The following is a 23,205-nucleotide window of genomic DNA, read 5'->3' as shown; positions in this document are numbered from 1 at the left end:
GCGATCACCAGCGGCACCGCGATCCACCAGGCTTCCCAGTTGAGGGACTCCATCCAGCGCCAGGTGAGGTAGTTGATCCCGGTGAGCACGGCGAGGACGGCGAAGACCCGAATCAGGATGAGCCGTCGAGTCAAGAGTCTCTCCTGACCACGACCACGGTGACATCATCAGGAGCCTTCGCGCGCCCCGCACGACGCAGAGCTTCCTGAACGGCTCCGTCGAGTCCGTATCGGGAGATGATCTCTGCTACCTGTTCGAAAGGAGCCTCGAGGTCGAGAAGGTCCAGCAGCCCGTCGCTGCAGCTCATGAGTGAATCCCCGGGTTCGAGCTGCACCGAATCCAGGCTGTGCGGCTCGCCGATGCCCATGGCAAGGGGCAGCCCAGTGGAGTTCAGGTGTTCCCAGGTGCCGTCTGCGCGTAGGACGAAGCTCAGGCTGTGTCCGCCGTCCACGTAGCTGACCCGACCCGTTCCGGTGTCGAGCTCGGCGCAGAAGAGCGTGACGAACATATTCAGATCGCCAATATCCTGTTCGAGGAGCGAATCGATCTCGGCGACGGTGGCGAGCAGCGATCGTTCCGGAGCGGTTCGCATGGAGGCCCGCACGGCAGAGGCGATGATGCCGGCCCCAGTGCCTTTGCCCATGACATCAGCCAGGGTGATGCGGAGGCGGTCCCCCCGCAGCGTGACGTCATGGAAATCTCCGGAGACGGCGCCCGCCGGAGCGGAGCCGGCTGTGACGGTGAATCCGGCAGGCTGGGGGAGGTCCCGCGGAGTGAGCGCGCGCTGCACGACAGCCGCGTGGTCCAGCTCCTGCTGCTGGGCGAGCTCCGTCTGGACCCAGAGCGCGAGATCCTTCAGAAGGTTGCGCTGGTCAGCATCTAGTGTCCGTGGCTGAGTATCAAGCATGCACAGAGTGCCCACGTGTTCGCCACCAGGTGCTTGGAGAGGGTGTCCGGCGTAGAACCTCAGGTGTGGGTCCCCCAGGACGAAGGGATTCGCGGCGTACGCCGCATGCTGTGACGCGTCCTCGATCACCAGCGTGTCCGTCTGGCTGATTGCAACGTCGCAGAAAGCATCTCGGCGTGACACATCGGCCCGCCCAAGACCAATCTCTGACTTGCGCCAGAGGCGGTCGCGATCGATCAGCGTCACGCTGACCATGGGCACATTGAAGATCTGCTGAGCCAGTCGGGTGATCCGGTCCACTCGTTCGTCCGGCGGAGTGTCAAGGATGTTCAGTGCGTCGAGTGCGCGTTGTCGACGCTCTTCGTCCGTCATGTTCAGTTCTCCTCAAGCTTATGTGCAGTATCTGCTTGAGATCACCCTAATGCACAAGTGGGTGGGCCCTAAGGCCCACCCACCTGCGGTGTTGTCATCTTCAGGTCCTCAGAAGGACCGTTCAGATCAGCGTGCCGGGCGCGAGGAGCGTCCCGCTGCGCCTGCGCCGCTGCGACCCGAGGGGCGTCCGCCGCGGGCGGGTCCGCCCTGGCCGCCGCGGGACGGGCCGCCGGAGCCGCCGCGACCGCCGCGTGCCGGACCGCCGCCACGAGGGGAGGAGGTGCCGGGACGACGGCGAGGCTGCTGCTGCTGGACCGGGGCCCGCGGTGCGGGCTTCACGAACTCGGCGGTGGCACCGACCAGCTCGCTCACGGCATCGGACTCTGAGTTCACCCGGATCGGGTGCACGGCGATGGCCGCCTTGCGCAGCAGCGCCTGGGTGTCGCGGCGCTGCTCGGGGAGCATCACGGTGACCACGTCACCGGCGCTGCCGGCGCGGGCGGTGCGACCCGAGCGGTGCAGGTACGCCTTGTGCTCGGCCGGCGGATCAACGTGGACCACGAGCTCCACCGAGTCCACGTGCACGCCGCGGGCTGCGACGTCGGTGGCGACCAGGACCTTGATGTCGCCCTCGCCGAATGCGGCGAGATTGCGGTCGCGCTGGGACTGCGAGAGGTTGCCGTGCAGGTCCACCGCGGGGGTGCCCTGATCGGTGAGCTGCTTGGCCAGCTTCTTGGCCTGGTGCTTGGTGCGGGTGAAGAGGATGCGGCGTCCGGTGCCGGAGGCCAGCTGCTTCACCAGGTCGCGCTTATCGTCGTTGTGGACCTCGAAGACGTGGTGGGTCATCGCGGAGACGTGGGAGGTGGCCTCATCCACGGAGTGCATCACCTGGTTGTTCAGGAAGCGCTTGACCAGCTTGTCCACACCGTTGTCCAGGGTGGCGGAGAAGAACAGCCGCTGACCCTTGGAATCGGTCTTCTCCAGCAGCCGGGTGACCACCGGGAGGAAGCCGAGGTCGGCCATGTGATCGGCCTCGTCCAGCACGGTGATCTCCACCGATTCCAGGCTCAGGGCGCGCTGGTTCAGCAGGTCCTCGAGGCGGCCGGGGCAGGCTACGACGATGTCCACGCCGGACTTCAGGGCATTGATCTGGCGCGATGCGGTGACTCCGCCGAAGATGGTGGTGGTCTTGAGGTTGTACGAGGCCGCGAGGGGCTCGAGGACCGCGTTGATCTGGGTGGCCAGCTCGCGGGTCGGAGCCAGGACCAGGCCCAGCGGACGGCCCGGACGGCGGTTCTTTGCGGCGTTCTTCTCACCGAGGCGTGCGACCATCGGGATGGAGAAGGCGAGGGTCTTCCCGGAGCCGGTCTTGCCGCGGCCGAGGACGTCGCGTCCGCTCAGCGTGTCGGCCAGGGTCTGCTGCTGGATGGCGAATGCATCAATCTTGCCGTCTGCAGCGAGAGCGCGCACCAGCGGTGCGGGAACGTTGAGGTCGGCGAAGGTCTGGGTCTCAGAAATGGCGGGAGCCTTTCAGAAAGCGCCAGACACAGAGGAGGCAGGGGTATACCCGCCTGAGACTGGTCTGGCTTGGGGCGAAGGCATCGGTTGATGCACTCGGTCGCCGCGAGAAAATCACTGCTGAAACGTGGGCCGGTGGAAAACACGGCCCCGTTGATCAAGGCGTTCTTACGACGCGGGCACTCACACGAGGTGGGCACCAGAATCTCCACCCTACCCCATGGGCGGGCGGATCACTTGCCGCTGATCTGGCTGTAGTGCTCCAGCGCCTCCTCGCGCGAGGCCTTCAGGTCCACGATCGGGGTGGCGTAGTCGGGGGAGTTCAGCTCCGGGATCCAGGTGCTGACATAGGTGCCCTTGGGGTCGAAGCGCTCCCGCTGCCGCTCCGGGTTGAAGATCCGGAAGTAGGGCGCGGCGTCCATTCCGCAGCCGGCCACCCACTGCCAGTTTGCCGGGTTCGAGGCGGCATCGGCGTCGACCAGGGTGTCCCAGAACCAGGCCTCACCCTCGCGCCAGTCGATGCCCAGGTTCTTGATCAGCAGGCTCGCCGAGGCCATCCGTACCCGGTTGTGCATGTGTCCGGTCTCCCAGAGCTGCCGCTGCCCGGCATCCACCCAGGGGAACCCGGTCTCGCCCTTGGACCAGGCGCGGAAGTCTTCGGGCGCGTCGCGGCGCGACTTCCAGGGGTAGGCGTCGAACTGGGCGCGAAGATTGGTGTGCGGCAGCTGCGGGAAGTGGAAGAGCAGGTGCCAGCAGAACTCCCGCCAGCCGATCTCGGAGAGGAACTTGTCCACCGCCTCATCGGTCTGCTGATGCGCGGCGTGCCATACCTGGCGCGGGCTGAGCTGGCCGAAGCGCAGGTAGGGCGAGATCCGGGAGGTGCCGTCCCCGGCTGGGGTGTCCCGGGCGTCGTCGTAGTCCTCGACCTGGTGTTCCAGGAACTCGCGCAGCCGATCGTGGCCCCCGGCCTCGGTGGGGGTCCAGTTCTCACGCAGGCCCCCGGCCCAGTCCGGACGGGTGGGCAGCAGCTCCCACGCCTCGAGATCCCCGGCACCCTGTTCCAGGGTGGGAAGCGCCGCCTCGGCCTGGGCAAGCGTGCCCAGCGCAGCCGGACGCTCATGCGGGGCCCCAGGGTCGCGCACGCTGATCTGCTTCCAGAAGGGGGTGTAGACCTTATAGGGTCCGCCGGTGTTGGTCTGCACGGTCCAGGGCTCATGCAGCAGCGAGGCGTTGAAGCTCTCCACCTCGATGCCCAGCTCAGGCAGCGCGGCCTTGATCCCGGCGTCCACCGCGCGCTCGGGTCCGCCGTAGCGCCGCGACCACTGCACCTTCTCGGCGCCGAGCTCCTGGGCCAGGGCGGGCAGGATCACTGCGGGATCTCCGGCGCGCAGCAGCAGCGGGATGCCGAGCTCGGCAAGTTCTTCCCGCATCGACGCCAGCGCGTGATGCAGCCACCACTTCACCGCACCGCCCAGCGGACGCACCCCCGGGCTCACCTCATCGAGGACATAGAGTGCCAGGACATCGCCCGGATTCTGCGCGCGCTGACACGCGGTGAGCAGCGCTTCATGATCTGCGGTGCGCAGATCGTCGCGGAACCAGAGGAGCGTGCGGGTCATCAGTGCCCTTTCGGCGAAGCGGCGCCGCGCGAACGGCCGTCCTGGCTGGCACAGTAGCAGGAGTGCCCGATCATCCACTGGGCCGATGAAGGAGATGTCGATGGCCGAGGAGACGCGATCTGCCCAGGAGTCCGAGCGCTGGCTGGTGATCAAGGGACGACGCTGGCGCCGCACCGATCCGGCGCTTCCCGAGGAGCTGGTGGCCGCGTTGAAGTCACATCTGGGCCGTGGAAGGTCCGGGGTCGGGGCCGGGAAGAAGACCGACGACGCGGAGCGGGTGGCCGCCTCGCGGAGACGGGTCGGTCTCGCCAAGACCGGGCTGGGAGAGCGCGGCCCTTACTGGTGGGAGCTCCCCGAGGCCCGGCGGATCGCGGCGGCCGAGGATGCGCTGGCCGAGCTCGATGCGATGGATGACACAGATGAGAGTGCGTCTCAATAAATATATTGCAATATTCTTATATATCTGGTGTTCTGTTGTTGTGAGTGACAACCCGGCGCTGACCAGCGCGGCCCAGCTGTTCAAGGTTCTCGGTCATGAGTCGAGGCTCCGGTTGCTGTGCCTGATCGGAGCTTCCCCCAGGACCGTGAACGAGCTCGTGGAGCTGACCTCGATGTCTCAGCCGCTGGTCTCCCAGCACCTGCGCACGCTCAAGCAGGCGGGCCTGGTGCTCGCCGAGCGCCAAGGCCGGGAGATCGAGCACAGATTGGCCGACGAGCACGTCTCCCATGTCATCGCCGACGCCGTTGCCCACGTCCAGGAACCACTACCCCAAGAATCGGCGGGCGTGTCCGCCGGTGAGGAGCACCATCATGACTGAGCACCAGACCCACGAGCACCGCACCGCGGAGCACAAGCTCGAAGACCACACCCACGGCGAGAACTGTGGACACGAGGCCGTGGAGCACGGTGACCATGTGGACTACGTCCACGACGGCCACCGCCACGCCGCCCATGAGGACCACTACGACGAGCACTGAGCCGCTCGCGCACCGGAAGGGGAGCCCCCGACGAGGGGGCTCCCCTTTCCGCGCAGTCGGGTGCTACTGGCTGATCACATGCGGCTGAGCGACCTCTTTCAGTCCGGCCACGCCGAACTCCATGCCGAACCCGGACTCTCGGGCGCCGCCGAAGGGGATCCGAGGATCAACCGCGCCGTGCTTGTTGATCCAGGTGGTGCCGGCCACGAGTCGGGCCGCGACCTCGACCGCGCGGGCGGGGTCCGCTGACCAGACCGAGGAGCCCAGAGCCTCGTCCAGGGCGTTCGCCCACTCCACGGCCTGATCCAGGTCCGTGTACCGGATGATCGGCAGGGCCGGGCCGAACTGCTCCTCGATGACCAGGGGGTTCTGCGGGTCGATGTCGGCGACCAGGGTTGTCGGGTAGAAGTTCCCGGCGGCCTCCTGGTCGGGATCGCCGCCGAGCAGCACCCGCGCGCCGGAGTCCTTGGCCGCCCGCACCAGCCGGTCCACGATCTCCCACTGCGCCCGGTTCTGCAGCGGACCGAGCACATTCTGCTCTTCGAGCCCGATGCCCATCGGCATGGTCTTGGCCACCTCGATGAGCGCCTCACAGACCTCGTCATAGATCGCATCCGGCACGTAGAGCCGCTTCAGCGCCGCACAGGTCTGCCCGGTGTTGATGAACGCTCCCCAGAAGATCCCCTCGGCCAGAGCACGTGGGTCTGCGTCCTCAAGCACGATCCCGGCGTCGTTGCCGCCGAGCTCCATGGTCATCCGCTTCATGGTGTCCGAGGCGGCCTTCACGATGGACTTCCCGGTCTCGGTGGAGCCGGTGAACATGATCTTCGCGACATCAGGGTGCCGGGAGAGCCGGTCGCCGATATCACCGCGGCCCGGAACCGCGAGCAGGACATCTGCCGGCAGCGCAGAATTGAGCACCTCCACCAGCGCGAGCACGCTCAACGGGGTATACCCGCTGGGCTTGATCACCACGGTGTTGCCCATCCGCAGACTCGGCGCGATCTGCCAGATCGAGATCATCATCGGCCAGTTCCAGGGACCGATCGCCCCGACCACGCCCAGCGGACGGTAGTGCATGATGGCTCGGCCGGATTCGTCGTCGACGATCACCTCGGGCTCCAGGGTCAGATCGGCGGTGGTGCGCAGCCACGCCGCGCAGGCTCCCACCTCAAACCTGGCGTTCGGACCGTTCAGCGGTTTGCCCTGCTCCCGCGAGAGCAGTCGGGCGAGCTCTTCGGCGTGGGCCTCCACGGCGTCCGCGGCGGCATGCAGGGCCTGCCTGCGCGTGTCCTCGCCGCTGGCGGCCCAGCCCGGCTGCGCTGCAAGGGCGCGGGCGACCGCGGCGTCGAGGTCCTCGGCGGTGGCCTGAGGGGCGAAGCCCACCCGTTCGCCGGTGGCCGGATCGAGGATCTCACGCCCCGTTTCGGGATCCTGGATGCGGTCCAGAAGGTCAGTGGTCTGGGTGCTCATCGGGTGACTCCTTTGTCGGTGGGGGATGGTGCTGGGATCAGAATGGCCTCGTTCGCGCAGATCGAGATTGATTCAGCGTGCAGGGCTCTGTTGCCTGTCTGCACGCTTGGTCCTCTGCGCAGCAGGATCAGCGCCGTGACCGCCAGCAGGATCTCGAGGGCGGCCAGCCCGGAGGCCAGTGGCAGCAGCGCCTCGTGCAGCAGGCCCGGGCCGGATCCAGGTTCGACGACGGCGGCTTCGGTGCCTGCGGGCAGGCCGGTCCCCAGCGGGCCCGCGGCTGCATGGGCATGGTCGCCCAGCAGAGCCTGATCGGCGCCGGGTGTCCGGCTCACAGGGTCCGTGTGGCTCTGCTCGGTCCCGGCGATCAGCCAGAGGTGCAGCCCCAGCATGGCGGCATTCATCGCCGCGATCGTGAGCCAGGAGCGGGGACTGGGCGTCCGCCAGAGATGCCCGGCGCAGGGCAGGCAGATGATCGCCATCCCCGCCATCGCCAGGGCCGAGCCCAGGTGGTGCCCATGGGTGAGCATCAGCAGATGCAGCAGTCCGGAGAGGGCGGCGCCCGCGGCCGCCGTCCGACGAAGCAGGATCGTCATATGCATCGAACCCTTCCGAAACCTGTGTGAGATGTGTCATATTTATTGTTGAGCGTGCGCTCAACTATAAGGAGGATCACCATGGCTGACAAGACCTCAGACCCGCAGTCCCGCCACCCACTGACACCGCTCTCGGTCCCCGAGATCGAGGCGATGCGGGGTGTGCTGGAACGCGAATCCCTGCTCACCGATGCCACCCGCGTCTCCTACGTGACGCTGCGCGAACCCAGCAAGCAAGACGTCATCGCCTGGAGCCCCGGGGTTCGGCTGCCGCGTCAGGTGGCGCTGCTGCTCACGGACCTGAGCACGCTGACACTCACCGAGCTGGTGCTGGACCTGGACCGCGAGGCCATCGTGGAACGCCGTGAGGTCGACGCGGTGGAGAAGGGCTCGGCCCCGAGCTTCGACGAAGACCTCGCCGGCGCGGACCCGATCGTGAAGGCAGATCCGCGCTGGGTCGAGGCGGTCGCCAAGCGGGGTGTGACCGATCTGGACCAGGTCGTCGTCGTCGGGCTCTCCGCAGGGATCTTCGGCTATTCCGATGAGGTCGGGGTGCGCATGGTCCGCGCGCTGGCGTTCCGCCAGGACTACCCGAGCGACTCGGTATGGGCGCATCCGATCGACGGAGTCGTGGCCCACGTGGACCTGACCCATAAGAAGGTCCTGCGTGTGGTGGAGACCGAGGTGATGCATGTGCCCGAGGAGTCCGGTGACTACCTGGACCCCGCCGTTCGGGGGGAGTACCGCACCTCGCTGAAGCCGATCTCCATCACCCAGCCCGAGGGGGTCAGCTTCAGCCTCCAAGACGGCGTGCTGGCCTGGGAGAACTGGAAGGTCAGGGTCGGGTTCAACGGCCGCGAGGGTCTGACCCTGCACCAGCTGAGCTTCCACGATCGCGGCGTCGACCGGCCCATCCTCTACCGCGGCTCGGTCGCGGAGATGGTGGTCAACTATGGGGACCCCACACCCACCCACGCCTGGCAGAACTACTTCGACGTCGGTGAGTACCAGTTCGGTCGGCTCGCCAACGCCTTGGAGCTCGGCTGTGACTGCAAGGGGGAGATCACCTATGTGGACGCCGTCGTCGTCGATGACCACGGTCGGCCCAAGACGTTGCCCAATGCGATCTGCATCCACGAGGAGGACTACGGCATCCTCTGGAAGCACACCGACGACTTCTCGGGCACCAGCGAGGTGCGCCGCCAGCGCCGACTCGTGATCTCCTTCTTCGTCACGGTGGGCAACTACGACTACGGCTTCTACTGGTACCTCTACCTTGACGGCAAGATCGAGCTGGAGTCCAAGGCCACCGGAATCGTCTTCACCTCCGGCATGCCCTCGCCCGACTACCCCTACGCCACCGAACTGGCCCCGGGTCTGGGGGCACCCGTCCATCAACACCTCTTCAGCGCCCGGCTGGACATGACCGTGGATGGAATCAGGAACTCGATCGATGAGATCGACGCTGTCCAGGTGCCCACCAGCGAGGAGAACCCGTGGGGCAATGCTTTTACCCGCAGCGTCACCCGGCTGCGTTCGGAGAAGCAGGCGGTGCGCGACGCCAAGGGCTCGGTGGGGCGGGTCTGGCAGATCAGCAGCGCGGAGCAGACGAACCGGCTCGGAGCTCCCACCGCGTATCTGTTGCACCCTGAGGAGAGTCCCACGCTGCTGGCCGCCGAGGACTCCTCGATCCGGCGCCGCGCGGCCTTCGCCGGGCACCATCTGTGGGTGACCCAGCATCATCCCGACGAGCAGTTCCCAGCCGGCGACCAGGTGAATCTCAACCCAGGATTCGGCGGGCTGCCGAGCTACATCGAGCAGGATCGCTCGCTGGAGGGAGAAGACCTGGTGTTGTGGCACACCTTCGGGCTGACCCATTTCCCGCGGACCGAGGACTGGCCGATCATGCCGGTGGACTATGCAGGCTTCACGCTGACCCCCAACGGCTTCTTCGACCGCAACCCGACCCTGGACGTGCCCCCGGAGCCCTCCGGGCACTGCGCGGCGACCCCGGAGGGTTCCAGGACCGGTGATGCCGAAGGATCCGGCGGCGCCGAGGCATCCGGTGATGCCGAGGGATCCGGCGGCTGCGGCTGCGGCTGCAGCTGAACCGTTTCACCTGCGGGTCGGGCAGCTCTCAGGCGATGACCGCGGCATGGCCCGTTTCGGTGAGCCAGGGGGAGAGGCAGTGGCGGACCATCCGCCACTGCCGCTCCGCCGGGGACAGCGGCGTGCGCAGCGCGCATTCCACCTGCAGGCCGGTGATCAGCACCATGAGTACATCGGTGAGCTCCTCGAGCGGGACGGAGTCGATGAGCTCCTGGGCCTCTATCGCCTCGATGAGCAGGTCGGTGATCTGGCGGTGCCACCGAGCGCCGACCTCGGTCTGGAACCGACCGAGCTCAGGCTTCGATGATGCGCGGCCCCAGAAGTTGGCCACGATGAGGGCCTCACGTTCGGTCTCCTCGCCGACCGGCAGGATCTCTCGGAGCATGGCGATCAGAGCCCGCAGGCCGGCCAGCTCGCCGACCTGCTCGGTGATCCGGGTGTTCGTGCGATCGAAGATCAAGGTGAAGGCACGAAACACGACGTCGTCGAACCCGGTGAAGTAATGCCAGAGCGACCCGGTCGAGACTCCCAGCTCGGTGGCCACGGCCCGGGAGGTCGCCGCCTCCAGTCCATCTCGGTCAGCGATGCGCAGATAGGTCCGCACGATCTGCTGGCGGCGGTCTTCACGGTCGATCTTCTTCGGCATGAGCCGATTCTCCCGCATCACGCGAGCTCAGGCGGCCCGCGACCCCCCGACCAGACGCTGCCGGCGGTACACGCTCGGGGACTCGCCGTACTCGGCCTTGAACAGCCGGGAGAAGTGCGCGGCGTCATGGAGGCCCCAGCGGCCGGCGAGGCATGAGACGGTGCGCTGCGCGTGGAGCGGGTCGAGCAGGTCCCGGCGGATATGCTCCAGCCGACGGGCACGGATCCAGGCGGAGATCGTGTCGCCCTGCCCCGAGAAGATCGTGTAGAGGTAGCGCAGCGAGACGAAATGCGCGGCGGCGATAGAGGCCGGGGTCATCGTCTCATCGCTCAGGTGGTTCAGGATGTACTCGCGGATCTCCCGGTGGAGGCTGCCGGTGATGGAGCTGGGTTCCTCGCGGCGGCTGTCGAGCTCCTGGGCCAGCATGGTCACCATCAGGTCCAGTGCAGAATGGACCAGCCGAGCGCCATAGGCCCCTGGCAGCTGCTCGATGCTGTTGCAGAGCTCGACGAAGAACGGGTTGACCATTCGTCCGAATCCGCGGTCGTGGGAGAAGCAGGTGGCGGTGACCCCTGCGATCTGTTCTGCGGTGAGGTCCACCGGCTCGCGAGGGATCACCATCACCATGGTCCGGCTGGGCTCGGGGAAGTGCAGGGCATAGGGCCGGTGGGTGTCATAGATGGCCAGATCCCCGGGACCCAGGTCGGCGCGGCGGCCGTCCTGCTCCAGAATGCCCCGTCCGGAGAGCTGCAGACTGAGCTTGTAGAACCTGGGGTCGTGCTTGGAGATCAGGCTCGGGGTGCGCCGCACGCTGTGGGCGGTGGTGAGCAGCTCATAGACGCCCACGCCGTCCACGCAGGAGCTGCGGATGCGCCCGGCAAAGGTGGTGCCCGGTTTTGCCTGGATGTCGAGCGGGACGACGGCGGCGGCGATGGCCTCGCGCCAGGTGGCGAGGTCGGTGGTCGGAGGGGAGAGCTCGGGCGAGGGCCGTTCGAGGTCCGCACTCGTGGCGTGGGTGGTGGGCATCGTCTCTCCTGTGCAGTGGCCGCAGTGCAGGGGTCCATCCCAGGTTATTGAGCGCGTGCTCAAAATCGATGACAGAGGGATTTCAAACACGTGAACCTGGGTGACTTCTGAGTGTGACAGTGCTCACAGGCAATGTAAAGGGTGGGTCGGGACACCCGGGCAAACGAGGCGTGCCTGGAGGTCTCAGCCTTGATCCGCAAGGCCTGTGCACCGTGGTGCAAGATTCATCCGTCCGCGTCTCGGGATACTTCGAAGCACCGGCAGCTGCACCCGGCCGGCACCTGCGAAGAGATGGAGCACCTGATGACTGAGCACTCTGCCTCAACCCGGCCCGCGGCGGTGGCGGACACCGCACTGGCGCGACGCACGCTCGGCGTTCCTGCCCTGGTGTTCCTGATCATCGCCGCTTCCGCGCCGCTGACGGTTCTGGCCGGCGGCGCCACCACCAGTTTCGCGATCACGGCGCAGTCCGGCGTGCCTGTGGGGTACCTGCTGCTGGGCGTGATCCTCGGTCTCTTCGCCGTGGGCTACGGTCGGATGAGCACCTATGTGCAGAATGCCGGTGCCTTCTATGCCTATGTGGCTTCGGGTCTCGGCACCCGGCCCGGCATCGGCACCGCGTTCCTGGCGCTGATGACCTATAACGCGATGCAGATCGGCATCTACGGCGTCTTCGGGTTCACCGCGTCCTCCCTCATCGAGGGCCTCTTCGGCGTCACGATCGCCTGGTGGATCTGTGCTCTGGCCGGATGGCTGCTGGTGGCCTGGCTGGGCGTGAACCGCATCGACCTCTCCGCGAAGGTGCTCGCGGTGATCGTGCTTCTGGAGTTCCTCGTCGTGATCGTCGTGAGTCTGCTCTCGCTCTCCTCGGCTCCCGAGGGGGTGACCGCGGCCCCGCTGCTTGCGCAGAACTGGATGAACGGAAGCCTGGGAGCGCTGCTCGCGTTCGGCATGGCGGCATTCATGGGCTTCGAGTCCGGAGCGATCTACTCCGAGGAGGCGAAGAACCCGGAACGGTCCGTGGCTCGTGCCACCTATATCGCCGTCGGGATCATCGCGGTGTTCTATGCAGCATCCTCTTGGGCGCTGGCCATCGGCCTCGGCCCCTCCCAGATCGTGGCGCAGGCCCAGGAGTGGGGTCCGGACCTGGTCTTCGTCTTCCTCGAGGGCAGGCTCCCGGCCCTGCTGGTCGATCTTGCCGCGGTGCTCTTCCTGACCAGCATCATGGCGGCACTTGTGGCCTTCCACAATGCCGCCGCCCGGTACTTCTTCTCCATGGGCCGCGCCCGGGTGCTGCCCGGAGTTCTGGCGCACACCGGTGCACGCAGCGGTGCGCCGGTGGTCGGTTCTCTGGTGCAGAGCGGACTCGGGCTCGGGTTCATCCTGATCTTCGCGATCGCCGGGGCCGGATCGGAGCTGGGTCCGCTGTTTCCGGTGCTGACCATGTTCCCCTGGCTGACCAATGCCGCGGGATTCGGTCTGGTGCTGCTGCTGTGCATCACCTCGGTGGCGGTGTTGCGCTATTTCAACCGAGATCCCGAGCAGCATCCGCTCTTCGTGCGCACCATTGCTCCGCTGTTGGCGGCCATCGGACTGGGCATCATCGCGGTGCTCATCATGTTCAACTTCGAGGTGATGATCGATTCCTCCAGCTCCCCGGCGCTCGTGTTCATCCTGCCCGGTGTGATCGTGGGATCCGGTGTGGTCGGGCTGCTCTGGGCCCAGTATCTGCGGGTGAGGCGCCCTGAGATCTATGAGGGGGTCCGCCAGGCGAACATCGGCTGAGCTGGTCTTGCCAAGCCGGTCCGCTCCGCCACGCCCGTCGCCGCCCTGTCGCCCCGTCACCCTGCCGCCCCGCCGTGTCGCCCTGCCGCATCGATGGTGCAGTTCGACCACCGTTCCGGGTGATTTCGGCGGAAGAACCTGCGCAGATTGCACACTCGATGACAGGAACAAGAGATTCCACGCAGAAGCTTGTGCGCCGCATCACATACCGTATACGATCTGGAATATCATCCGCCGGAAGGATCCGGGACGGTTCGAGGAGGAGATCCTATGAGCGCACAAGAGCTGGGCACACCGGGCAAGATCGTCGCCGTCCACATCAGCTACGAGTCTCGTGCCGCGGAACGGGGCCGACGTCCCGCCACCCCGTCCTATTTCTTCAAGCCGACCAGCTCGCTGGGCGTCTCCGGGGAGCCGGTGCAGCGCCCGGGCGGGACCGAGCTGCTGGCCTTCGAGGGCGAGATCGCGCTGATCATCGGCACCACGGCGCGGCAGGTCACCGCCGATCAAGCCTGGGCCCACGTTCGGGCGGTCACCGCGGCCAATGACTGGGGCCTCTACGATCTGCGCGCCGCCGACAAGGGCTCCAACGTGCGCAACAAGGGGCGCGACGGCTACACCACGGTCGGCCCGGAGCTCATCGACGCCGCCGCAGTGGACCCGACCCAGCTGCGCCTGCGCACCTGGAAGAACGGCCACCTGGTGCAGGACGGCACCAGCGGCTCGATGATCTTCCCGCTGACCCAGCTCATCGCCGACCTCTCCCAGCACCTGACCCTGCAGCCCGGGGACATCATCCTCACCGGCACCCCGGCCGGCGCCTCCGTGGCGGAACCGGGGGACACCATCGAGGTCGAGGTGGACGCAGCCGGCGGGCTCACCAGCGGCCGGCTGATCAGTCCGGTCACCGAGGTTCCGGCAGAGTTCGATCCCGCACTGGGATCGCTGCCCACGGTGGATGACACCCAGCGCGAAGAGGCCTGGGGCTCTCGCGAGGCCGCCGGGCTGCCGCCGAAGCAGGCTTCCGGGGTGGATCCCGAGCTGCGCGCCGTGCTGGAGCAGGTGCCGGTCGCTGCGCTCTCACAGGAGATGCGCCGACGCGGCTACAACAACGTCACCATCGATGGCGTGCGCGCCACCCGGCCCGGCGCCACGCTCATCGGCACCGCGCGGACCCTGCGCTTCCTGCCCCACCGCGAGGACCTCTTCTCCGCCCACGGCGGCGGCTTCAACGCTCAGAAACAGGTGTTCGACTCCGTGGGCCCAGGCGAGGTCATCGTGATCGAGGCCCGCGGCGAGCGCGGCTCCGGCACCCTCGGTGACATCCTGGCGCTGCGCGCGCTGCACCGCGGTGCGGCCGGCGTCGTGACCGACGGAGGGGTGCGCGACTACTCCACCGTGGCCGAGATCGGTCTCCCGGTGTTCAGTCAGGGCCCGCACCCAGCGGTGCTGGGCCGCAAGCACGTGCCCTGGGACGCGGACCTCACCGTGGCCTGCGGCGGGGCGACCGTCCAGCCCGGGGACGTCATCGTCGGAGACGACGACGGCGTGATCGTGCTTCCCGCGGCGATCGCCGCGGAGGTGGCCCAGGCGGCGCTGGTCAAGGAGACCGAGGACGCCTGGGTCGCGGAGCAGGTCAGTGCCGGACACCCGGTGGACGGGCTGTTCCCGATGAACTCGACCTGGCGGGCCCGCTACGAGGAGGAGCAGGGGCGCCCCGGCGCTGAGGCGCCCGTCGAAGCGGGGGAAGGTCCGTGATCCGCATCGACGAGCGGATCAGCAAGTCCGAGCTGACCTACGACTGGATCCGCGAGCGCATCATCGGCCGTGAGTTCAACCCCGGCTACCGGCTGGTGCTGGGCGCCATCGCCAAGGAGCTGGGCATCAGCGTGGTCCCGGTCCGCGAGGCGGTGCGCCGGCTCGAGGCCGAAGGGCTGATCGAGTTCGAGCGCAACGTCGGGGCCCGGGTCGCGATGGTGAACCAGGACGAATACATCGACACCATGCAGACCCTCGGCGTGCTCGAAGGAGCCGCCACCGCACTGGCGCTGCCGCTGATGACTGAGGCCGACCTCGCCCGGGCCCAGGCGATCAACGATTCCATGCGCGCGATGCTGGAGGACTTCGACCCGGTGGCCTTCACCTCGCTCAACGAGAAGTTCCACCGGGCGCTCTTCCAACGCTGCCCCAACCCGCACATCTCAGAGCTCGCCGACCGCGGTTGGAACCGGATGTCCGGTCTGCGCAGCTCCACCTTCGCCTTCGTCCCTGACCGGGCGCCCCGCTCGGTGATGGAACATGACGACATCCTGCGACTCATCCGCGAGAACGCCGAGCCGCTGGAGATCGAGCTGGCCGTGCGCGAGCACAAATGGCGCACCGTCGAGGCCTACCGCCAGCAGCGCACCTCTTCCTAAGGAGACCCACCACAGATGAACGACTACCAGAGCCCCGTTCCGGCTGATCTGCCGGATCGGATCCAGCACTACATCGACGGCGAGCTCCTCGATTCGGTCGAGGGCGGCAGCTTCGAGGTGCTCAACCCGGTGACCAATGAGGTCTACATCAGCGCCGCCGCCGGCACGAAGGCCGACGTCGACCTCGCCGTCGCCGCTGCCGCCCGGGCCTTCGAGACCGGACCCTGGCGCGAGACGCTGCCCAGGGAGCGCTCCCGGGTGCTGCACCGGATCGCGGACCTCGTCGAGTCCCGCGGCGACCGGCTCGCTGAGCTGGAGTCCTTCGACTCCGGGCTGCCCATCACCCAGGCGCTGGGGCAGGCCAGACGCGCCGCTGAGAACTTCCGCTTCTTCGCCGATCTGATCGTCGCCCAGGCCGATGACGTCTATAAGGTGCCGGGTCGGCAGATCAACTATGTCAGCCGCAAGCCCATCGGGGTGGCCGGTCTGATCACCCCCTGGAACACCCCATTCATGCTGGAGAGCTGGAAGCTGGCACCAGCCCTTGCCGCGGGCAACTCGGTGGTGCTCAAGCCCGCTGAGTTCACGCCGCTCTCCGCCAGCCTCTGGGCCGAGATCTTCAACGAGGCAGGACTGCCCAAGGGCGTGTTCAACCTGGTCAACGGGCTCGGTGAGCAGGCCGGCGATGCCCTGGTGAAACACCCCGACGTGCCGCTGATCTCCTTCACCGGAGAATCCAGCACCGGGCAGACCATCTTCGCCAACGCGGCACCGGCGCTGAAGGGGCTCTCCATGGAGCTCGGCGGGAAGTCGCCCGCCGTGGTCTTCGCCGATGCGGATCTGGAGGCGGCCATCAACGCCACCGTCTTCGGGGTGTTCTCGCTCAACGGCGAGCGCTGCACCGCGGGCAGCCGGATCCTGGTGGAACGCAGCATCTACAAGGAGTTTCTCGAGCGCTACGCGGCCCAGGCCGAACGGGTCAAGGTGGGGCTGCCGCACGAGCCCGGCACCGAGGTCGGAGCGCTGGTGCACCCTGAGCACTTCGAGAAGGTCATGAGCTACATCGAGATCGGCAAGCAGGAGGCCCGGCTGGTCGCCGGCGGCGGCCGCCCTGAGGGTTTCCCCACCGGCAACTTCGTGGCCCCCACGGTCTTCGCCGACGTGGCGCCCGAGGCGCGGATCTTCCAGGAGGAGATCTTCGGTCCGGTCGTGGCGATCACCCCCTTCGACTCCGACGAGGAGGCGCTTGAGCTGGCCAACAACACCAAGTACGGGCTGGCCGCCTATATCTGGACCAATGACCTCAAACGCTCGCACAACTTCGCCCAGTCGGTCCAGGCCGGGATGGTCTGGCTGAACTCCAACAACGTCCGTGACCTGCGCACCCCCTTCGGCGGGGTCAAGGCCTCCGGACTGGGCCACGAGGGTGGCTACCGATCGCTGGACTTCTACACCGACCAGCAGGCCGTGCACATCAACCTCGGCGAGGTCCACAACCCGGTCTTCGGCAAGGCCGACTGAGCCGACTGAGCCGGTGGCCCGGCCAGCAAGCCTGCCCCGCCACCCCGCTCGGCCACCCTGGCCTGCTACAAGACCCACCTCGCCGCACTGCCACACCCGGCAGCGCGACACCCCCACACCTTCCACCATCGAGCAAGGACGCTTCTGATGACTGACACCCCCACCCAGGATCGGATCCCCACCCCCGCCTCCCCGGCGCCGGACATCCTGCGCTGCGCGTATATGGAGCTGATCGTGACCGATCTGCAGCGCTCCCGGGACTTCTATGTCGACGTCCTGGACCTCACGGTCACCGCCGAGGACGAGGACGCGATCTACCTGCGCTCCATGGAGGAGTTCATCCACCACAACCTGGTGCTGCGCCGCGGCGAGCAGGCCGCCGTCGCCGCCTTCTCCTACCGGGTCCGTGCACCGGAGGACCTGGACAAGGCCGAGGCCTTCTACCGAGAGCTCGGCTGCGAGGTCATCCGCGCCAAAGAAGGCTTCACCCGCGGCATCGGAGACTCCGTCCGAGTCCAGGACCCGCTGGGCTTCCCCTACGAGTTCTTCCACGACGTGGAGCATGTGGAACGCCTGGCGTGGCGCTACGACCTCTACACGCCCGGCGCCCTGGTCCGGCTGGATCACTTCAACCAGGTCACCCCGGACGTGCCCAAGGCCGTGGCCTATATGGAGGACCTCGGCTTCCGGGTCACCGAGGACATCCAGGACGAGCACGGCACCACCTACGCGGCCTGGATGCGGCGCAAGCCACGGTGCACGACACCGCGATGACCGGCGGCGCCGGGCCTCGGATGCACCACGTGGCCTTCGCGACGCATGAGAAGCACAACGTGCTCGCCATCTGCGACAAGCTCGGGGCACTGCGGCTCTCCGACCACATCGAGCGCGGTCCCGGCCGGCACGGAGTCTCCAACGCCTTCTACCTCTACATCCGTGACCCCGACGGGCACCGGATCGAGATCTACACCCAGGACTACTACACCGGAGACCCGGACAACCCGGTGGTCACCTGGGACGTGCATGACAACCAGCGCCGCGACTGGTGGGGCAACCCGGTGGTCCCATCCTGGTACACCGAGGCCTCCACCGTGCTGGACCTGCACGGTCGTCCGGTCCCCTCGGTGGAGCGCACCGAGAACTCCGAGATGGACGTGACCATCGGCGCCGACGGGTTCTCCTATACCCGCAAGGAGGACGAGGAGTCCATGCCGTCCTGGAAACAGGGCGAGTACAAGCTGGGCCACCAGCTCTGATGCCCTCGAGCGACCATGATCCGGAGAACAGAATGCTGACCCCAGAACAGATCACCACGATCGCCGATGAGCTCGCCGAGGCCGAGGCGCAGCGCAGCATGATCCCGCTGCTGACCACCCGCCACCCCGAGATGACCATCGAGGACTCCTACGCGGTGCAGAACGAATGGCGACGCCGCGCCGTCGCCTCGGGCCGCCGGATGGTGGGCCGAAAGATCGGGCTCACCTCCAAGGTCATGCAGGTGGCCACCGGGATCACCGAACCCGACTACGGGGCGATCTTCGACGATATGGTCTTCGAGAACGGCTCAGTGATCGAGCACGGCCGCTTCTCCAACGTCCGCATCGAGGTCGAGCTCGCCTTCAAGCTCGGCAAGCCGCTGAAGGGCCCCGGGATCACGGTCTTCGACGTCCTGGATGCCACGGACTACGTGGTCCCCGCGCTGGAGATCCTCTCCAGTCGGATCGAGATGGCCGGGCGCACCATCGTGGACACCATCAGCGACAACGCGGCGATGGGCGCCATGGTCTACGGCGGCAACCCCGTCGCCCCGGATGCGGTGGATCTGCGCTGGGTCTCCGCGCTGCTCTACCGCAACGAGACCATCGAGGAGTCCGGCGTCGCCGCCGCGGTGCTGAACCACCCCGCGATGGGCGTGGTCTGGCTCGCGAACAAGCTCGCCTCCCACGGCGACAGCCTGCAGGCCGGCGAGCTGATCCTCGCCGGCTCCTTCACCCGGCCGATGTGGGTGGAGCCCGGGGACACCGTGACCTGTGACTATAGAGAGCTGGGGACCCTGACATGCCGCTTCAACTGACACCCACCCTGCGCGAGGAGCTCGCCGCCGCCGATCGTGCGCTGATCGGCGGCTGGGTCTGCTCCGGGTCACCCGTGATGGCCGAGATCATGGCCGGATCAGGTCTCGACGTGGTGCTCATCGACATGGAACACGCCCCCAACGGGCTTGAATCCGTGCTCGCCCAGCTGCACGCGCTCTCCGGCTACCCGGTGACTCCGCTGGTCAGGCTCTCCTCTGATGACCCGGTCAGCATCAAGCAGGTGCTGGACCTCGGCGTGGCGAACCTGCTGATCCCGATGATCTCCACCCCGGAACAGGCCCGCGCGGTCGCCGCAGCCACCCAGTACCCGCCGGCCGGTCGGCGGGGAATCGGCAACGCTCTGGCCCGCTCCGGGCGCTGGAACCGAGTGCAGAGCTATCTCGATGACGCGGCCGCCCACATCAGCGTCTATCTCCAGATCGAGACCATGGAGGGAGTCGAGAACGCCGAGGCCATCGCCGCGGTGGAGGGCATCGACGGGATCTTCGCCGGTCCCAGCGACCTCTCGGCCTCGATGGGCCTGCTCGGTCAGCAGACCCACCCCCAGGTGGTCAAGGCCGTGAAGGACACCTTCAGCGCCGCGAAGCGTGCCGGCACGACGGCCGGCGTCAACGCCTTCGATCCAGTGGCCGCCCGGGACTACCTCGACGCCGGAGCGTCCTGGGTGCTCGTGGGCGCCGACGTCTCGCTCGTGGCCCGAGGCTCGGAGCAGCTCGCCACAGACTTCATCCCCCGCACCGCTCACTGAGGAGTCATCTATGCAGTTCCACCACCACGGCTATGTCTCCAAGAACCCGCGCGTGCAGGCACCCGCCGGCGTCGGACTGGACCGCCCGCTTCAGCTTCCCGAGCACATGGATGTGCTCATTGTGGGCACCGGCCCCGCCGGAATGATCGCCGCCGCACAGCTGGCGCAGTTCCCCCAGGCCCACACCCGGATCATCGAGAAGCGCGAAGGCCGGCTCCAGGTCGGGCAGGCCGACGGCATCCAGGCGCGCAGCGTGGAGACCTTCCAGGCGTTCGGCTTCGCCGATGAGATCTCCAACGAGGCGTACCACATCACCGAGATGGCGTTCTGGAAGCCGAACCCTGAGGCGCCGGAGGACATCGTGCGCACCGCGCGTCCCGCCGATGACCCGCACGGGATCAGCGAGTTCCCGCACCTGATCGTCAACCAGGCGCGGGTGCTGGACTACTTCGGGGAGTCCATGGCGAACTCGCCCTCCCGGATGGCACCAGACTTCGGCTGGGAGTTCGTCGACCTGAACGTGCACGAGACCGGGGAGCACCCGGTCGAGGTGACGCTGCGCCGCACGGCTAGTGCCGGAGGCGACGCGACCAGCGACGCGACCGGCGAGGCCGCCGGAGCCACGGCTGAGCCGGGTGAGCAGCGCACCGTCTGGGCGAAATACGTGCTCGGCGCCGACGGAGCCCGCAGCGGGGTGCGCGCCGCGATCGGTCGAACCCTGGAAGGGGACAAGGCCAACCACGCCTGGGGCGTGATGGACGTCCTGGCGGTCACCGACTTCCCCGATATTCGACGCAAATGCGCCATCCAGTCTCGCTCCGGCGGCAGCATCCTGCTGATCCCGCGTGAGGGCGGACACCTGTTCCGGATGTACGTGGATCTCGGGGTGGTCCAGCCCGGAGAGGGCGCTCAGGTCCGCCAGACCAGCATCGAAGCGATCATCGGCCACGCCAACCGGATCATGCACCCCTACACGGTGGACGTGAAGCACGTGGCCTGGCACAGCGTCTACGAGGTCGGACACCGGGTGACGGACAGGTTCGACGACGTGCCCGCTGAGCTCACGGCTCAGCAGACCCCACGGGTGTTCATCGCCGGGGACGCCTGCCACACCCACAGCGCGAAGGCCGGGCAGGGGATGAACGTGTCCATGCAGGACGGCTTCAACCTCGGCTGGAAACTGGGACAGGTGCTCACCGGACGCAGCCCGGCAGCGCTGCTGAGCACCTATTCGGACGAGCGCCAGGTGATCGCGCAGAACCTGATCGACTTCGACAAGAAGTGGTCCACCCTGATGGCACAGAGGCCCGAAGAGATGGAGGACCCCTCCGCGCTGGAGGACTTCTATGTCAAGACCATCGAGTTCCCCGCCGGATTCATGACCGAATACACCCCCTCGATGATCACCGGGAAGGCCACCCATCAGGCGCTGGCCACCGGTTACCCGGTGGGCAAACGGTTCAAGTCCGCCCTGGTCTCACGGGTCTGCGACGGCAACCCGCTGCAGCTGGGACACCTCGCCACGGCGGACGGCCGCTGGCGGATCTACGCCTTCGCCGATGCCCCCGCCGCGGGTGCGCCCTCCGCGCTCACCGACTGGGCGCACTGGCTGCACACCGACCCTGGTTCACCGGTGCTGCGCCACACCCCGGCCGCCCAGGATGAGGACACGCTCTTCGACATCAAGGTGATCTATCAGCAGCCGCACGAGAAGTTCGACGTCACCGATGCGCCGCGCGCGTTCCTGCCCACGGTGGGGCCCTTCGGACTTACCGCGCGGGACCGGATCTTCGGCACCCACCCGGAGCAGGACATCTTCGGCGAGCGCGGCATCAGCCGGGAGGGCTGCGTCGTCGTCGTGCGCCCCGACCAATACGTCGCCCACGTGCTCCCGCTGACCGAGACCGCGGCGCTGAGCGACTTCTTCGCCGAAATCTTCCTGGAGGCCATCTGATGACTGCTGACCACGCACAAGACCGCATGCTCGCGGTGCGCAACCCCGCCACCGGAGCCGTCCTTGACCATGTTCACGATCACTCCGCGGAGCAGGCCGCAGCCATGGTCGACGCCGCAGCGGCCGGGTTCCGCACCTGGCGCGGCACCACGCCCAGGCAGCGCTCCGAGGTGCTCATGGCGGCCTTCCACGGCATGCGCGAACAGGCGCAGCGGCTCCGGGACCTGATCGTGGCCGAGAACGGAAAGTCCCAGGCCGACGCCGCTGCCGAGGTCAGCTATGCCGCCGAGTTCTTCCGCTGGTATGCCGAAGAGGCCGTGCGCAGCCCGGGGGACTACACCGAGGCGCCGGCAGGGGGAGTGCGCAATGTGGTCACCCGGCACCCGGTGGGGGTCGCGGTGCTGATCACCCCGTGGAACTTCCCGGCCGCGATGGCCACCCGCAAGATCGGCCCCGCGCTGGCGGCGGGGTGCGCGGTGCTGCTCAAGCCCGCCAGCGAGACTCCGCTGACCGCCTTCGCGATCGCCGAGATCCTCACCGAAGCCGGGGTCCCGGAGGGGGTGGTACAGGTTGCGGCGTCGAGCTCCGCGAGCCGTGTGGTCACCGCCTGGCTCGCCGATGACCGGGTGCGCAAGCTCTCCTTCACCGGCTCCACCGGGGTCGGGAGGCGGCTGCTGGCGCAGTGCGCCGATCGGGTGGTCAACACCTCCATGGAGCTGGGCGGGAACGCGCCCTTCATCGTGACCTCCGGGGCCGACATCGACGCCGCCGTGGACGGGGCAATGCTCGCCAAGTTCCGCAACGGCGGTCAGGCGTGCACCGCGGCGAACCGGTTCTACATCCACCAGGACGTGCTGGGAGAGTTCACCGAGAAGTTCGGTGCCCGGATTGCACAGCTGCGCGTGGGAGACCCAGCCTCCGGCGCAGACATCGGTCCGATGATCACCGAGCAGGCGGCGCAGGAGATCCGGGGCCTGATCCGGCGGGCGACCGAGCAGGGCGCGGTCATCGCCGCTCAGGCGGTCCTGCCCGAGGGGGCCAATTCAGCGTTCCTCACCCCGACCCTGCTCACGGGCGTGCCGCTGGACGCGGAGATCCTCAGCGAGGAGATCTTCGGACCGGTCGCTCCCGTGGTGGCCTGGACCGATCTGGACGCTGTCATCGAACTTGCCAATGCCGCGGAGGTCGGGCTCTCTGCCTATGTCTATGCCGGGAAGCTGCAGACCGCGATGAAGATCGCCGAACGGCTCGAGGCCGGGATGGTCGGGGTCAATCGCGGGATCGTCTCGGACCCCAGCGCGCCCTTCGGCGGGGTCAAGCAGGCCGGAATCGGCCGCGAGGGCGGGTCCTTCGGGATGGAGGAGTTCACCGAGGTGCAGTACCTGAGCGTGGATTGGTCCTGACCCACTCAGGTTCACGCGGAGGTTCACCACTGAGGATCCA

At 67.5% G+C, this 23,205-nt stretch carries 19 protein-coding genes and 1 pseudogene; 13 read left to right on the top strand and 7 right to left on the bottom strand.

The features are described from left to right. Positions 1–130: 130 nt before the first annotated feature. The 3 genes from BG28_RS07680 to BG28_RS07670 all read right to left on the bottom strand — a co-directional run bounded on the left by BG28_RS07680 (position 131) and on the right by BG28_RS07670 (position 4,416). Positions 131–1,279, bottom strand: coding sequence for a PP2C family protein-serine/threonine phosphatase (locus BG28_RS07680; protein WP_036475483.1), 1,149 nt, complete (start codon positions 1,277–1,279; stop codon positions 131–133). A gap of 126 nt (positions 1,280–1,405) precedes the next feature. Continuing rightward, complete coding sequence (locus BG28_RS07675) at positions 1,406–2,749, bottom strand: DEAD/DEAH box helicase (RefSeq protein WP_036475482.1); 1,344 nt, start codon at positions 2,747–2,749, stop codon at positions 1,406–1,408. A gap of 281 nt (positions 2,750–3,030) precedes the next feature. Next, complete coding sequence (locus tag BG28_RS07670) at positions 3,031–4,416, bottom strand: deoxyribodipyrimidine photo-lyase (protein WP_036475602.1); 1,386 nt, start codon at positions 4,414–4,416, stop codon at positions 3,031–3,033. 100 nt (positions 4,417–4,516) lie between these two features. Between BG28_RS07670 and BG28_RS07665 the strand changes: the two genes are divergently transcribed. Genes BG28_RS07665 through BG28_RS07655 form a run of 3 tightly spaced genes read left to right on the top strand, consistent with a single transcriptional unit; the run spans position 4,517 to position 5,394 of the window. After that, the gene (locus BG28_RS07665) at positions 4,517–4,855 is read left to right on the top strand and encodes a hypothetical protein (RefSeq protein ID WP_036475480.1); all 339 of its coding nucleotides are present in this window, start codon (positions 4,517–4,519) and stop codon (positions 4,853–4,855) included. A gap of 40 nt (positions 4,856–4,895) precedes the next feature. Beyond that, on the top strand, positions 4,896–5,234 hold the full coding sequence (locus tag BG28_RS07660; RefSeq protein WP_051501162.1) for a helix-turn-helix transcriptional regulator: 339 nt from the start codon (positions 4,896–4,898) through the stop codon (positions 5,232–5,234). Next, on the top strand, positions 5,227–5,394 hold the full coding sequence (locus BG28_RS07655; RefSeq protein ID WP_036475479.1) for a hypothetical protein: 168 nt from the start codon (positions 5,227–5,229) through the stop codon (positions 5,392–5,394). The genes BG28_RS07660 and BG28_RS07655 overlap by 8 nt, the downstream gene beginning before the upstream one ends. 63 nt (positions 5,395–5,457) lie before the next feature. Here the strand turns inward: BG28_RS07655 and BG28_RS07650 are convergent, their stop codons facing one another. Both BG28_RS07650 and BG28_RS14410 read right to left on the bottom strand, forming a co-directional pair. Continuing rightward, positions 5,458–6,867, bottom strand: a complete 1,410-nt coding sequence (locus BG28_RS07650; protein ID WP_051501161.1) for an aldehyde dehydrogenase family protein — start codon at positions 6,865–6,867, stop codon at positions 5,458–5,460. After that, positions 6,864–7,460: a hypothetical protein gene (locus tag BG28_RS14410; RefSeq protein ID WP_051501160.1), complete on the bottom strand. Its 597-nt coding sequence runs from the start codon at positions 7,458–7,460 to the stop codon at positions 6,864–6,866. The genes BG28_RS07650 and BG28_RS14410 overlap by 4 nt, the downstream gene beginning before the upstream one ends. Positions 7,461–7,541: 81 nt before the next feature. Between BG28_RS14410 and BG28_RS07640 the strand changes: the two genes are divergently transcribed. Further along, complete coding sequence (locus BG28_RS07640) at positions 7,542–9,569, top strand: primary-amine oxidase (RefSeq protein ID WP_084479559.1); 2,028 nt, start codon at positions 7,542–7,544, stop codon at positions 9,567–9,569. A 28-nt stretch (positions 9,570–9,597) separates the two neighbouring features. On the opposite strand, the gene BG28_RS14405 is transcribed toward BG28_RS07640, so the two are convergent. After that, the gene (locus tag BG28_RS14405) at positions 9,598–10,215 is read right to left on the bottom strand and encodes a TetR/AcrR family transcriptional regulator (protein ID WP_161634816.1); all 618 of its coding nucleotides are present in this window, start codon (positions 10,213–10,215) and stop codon (positions 9,598–9,600) included. Between the two features lie 27 nt (positions 10,216–10,242). Continuing rightward, a complete protein-coding gene (locus tag BG28_RS07630; protein WP_036475477.1) occupies positions 10,243–11,241 on the bottom strand; it encodes a helix-turn-helix domain-containing protein in 999 nt (332 codons plus the stop codon). Between the two features lie 303 nt (positions 11,242–11,544). On the opposite strand from BG28_RS07630, the gene BG28_RS07625 reads away from it, so the two are divergent. From BG28_RS07625 to BG28_RS07585, 9 genes and pseudogenes are all read left to right on the top strand, one after another. After that, complete coding sequence (locus BG28_RS07625; RefSeq protein WP_051501181.1) at positions 11,545–13,026, top strand: APC family permease; 1,482 nt, start codon at positions 11,545–11,547, stop codon at positions 13,024–13,026. A gap of 270 nt (positions 13,027–13,296) precedes the next feature. Next, positions 13,297–14,784 (top strand): fumarylacetoacetate hydrolase family protein, encoded by a 1,488-nt coding sequence (locus BG28_RS07620; protein WP_036475475.1) that lies wholly within the window; start codon positions 13,297–13,299, stop codon positions 14,782–14,784. Beyond that, complete coding sequence (locus tag BG28_RS07615) at positions 14,781–15,443, top strand: GntR family transcriptional regulator (protein ID WP_235181025.1); 663 nt, start codon at positions 14,781–14,783, stop codon at positions 15,441–15,443. Before BG28_RS07620 ends, BG28_RS07615 begins: the two co-directional genes overlap by 4 nt. 15 nt (positions 15,444–15,458) lie before the next feature. Then, complete coding sequence (gene hpaE, locus BG28_RS07610; protein WP_036475473.1) at positions 15,459–16,964, top strand: 5-carboxymethyl-2-hydroxymuconate semialdehyde dehydrogenase; 1,506 nt, start codon at positions 15,459–15,461, stop codon at positions 16,962–16,964. Between the two features lie 147 nt (positions 16,965–17,111). Beyond that, a pseudogene (gene hpaD / locus BG28_RS07605) lies at positions 17,112–18,220 on the top strand (3,4-dihydroxyphenylacetate 2,3-dioxygenase). A 32-nt stretch (positions 18,221–18,252) separates the two neighbouring features. Further along, the gene (gene hpaH / locus BG28_RS07600) at positions 18,253–19,038 is read left to right on the top strand and encodes a 2-oxo-hept-4-ene-1,7-dioate hydratase (RefSeq protein ID WP_036475472.1); all 786 of its coding nucleotides are present in this window, start codon (positions 18,253–18,255) and stop codon (positions 19,036–19,038) included. Then, on the top strand, positions 19,023–19,808 hold the full coding sequence (locus BG28_RS07595) for an HpcH/HpaI aldolase/citrate lyase family protein (protein WP_036475470.1): 786 nt from the start codon (positions 19,023–19,025) through the stop codon (positions 19,806–19,808). Before hpaH ends, BG28_RS07595 begins: the two co-directional genes overlap by 16 nt. Before the next feature lie 10 nt (positions 19,809–19,818). Continuing rightward, positions 19,819–21,762, top strand: a complete 1,944-nt coding sequence (locus BG28_RS07590; protein ID WP_036475469.1) for an FAD-binding monooxygenase — start codon at positions 19,819–19,821, stop codon at positions 21,760–21,762. Further along, positions 21,762–23,165: an NAD-dependent succinate-semialdehyde dehydrogenase gene (locus tag BG28_RS07585; RefSeq protein WP_084479558.1), complete on the top strand. Its 1,404-nt coding sequence runs from the start codon at positions 21,762–21,764 to the stop codon at positions 23,163–23,165. Before BG28_RS07590 ends, BG28_RS07585 begins: the two co-directional genes overlap by 1 nt. Positions 23,166–23,205: the final 40 nt, after the last annotated feature.

It is taken from the genome of Nesterenkonia sp. AN1 (assembly GCF_000582475.1).
GTDB lineage: Bacteria > Actinomycetota > Actinomycetes > Actinomycetales > Micrococcaceae > Nesterenkonia > Nesterenkonia aurantiaca.
This window is presented reverse-complemented; position numbering and strand designations above follow the sequence as displayed.